Source organism: Bacillus sp. SIMBA_031 (genome assembly GCF_046535225.1).
In the GTDB taxonomy this organism is placed as follows: Bacteria; Bacillota; Bacilli; order Bacillales; family Bacillaceae; genus Bacillus; species Bacillus velezensis.
The window spans coordinates 1-260 of sequence record NZ_JAWRXC010000390.1 but is presented as its reverse complement, the minus strand read 5'-3'; the positions used below and the strand labels follow the sequence as shown (position 1 = coordinate 260).

General features: G+C 58.5%; 1 protein-coding gene. It reads left to right on the top strand.

Annotation, left to right across the window (positions count from 1 at the left end):
• Window positions 1-59: 59 nt before the first annotated feature.
• Window positions 60-260 (top strand): aldo/keto reductase (locus SB724_RS20745; protein WP_410572820.1); only part of this gene is annotated, 201 nt, incomplete at its 3' end.

Sequence of the window (260 nt, the reverse complement as noted above, 5' to 3'; positions counted from 1 at the left end):
GCTGACAATGCCGAGCAACCTGTGTAGCGTCCCATAGGTACCCAGACCTAAGGAGCAACATGCACTTCCGCACATTGGGCAACAGTGGCGCAGTAGTTTCAACGTACGCGCTGGGAACCATGACGTTTGGAGCCGAGGCAACCGAGGAAACGTCCCACGCCATCCTGGACGCCTACGTTGCCAGCGGTGGTAACTTCATCGACACAGCGGACGTCTATTCCGCTGGCGTATCGGAGGAAATCATCGGGCGTTGGCTCGCC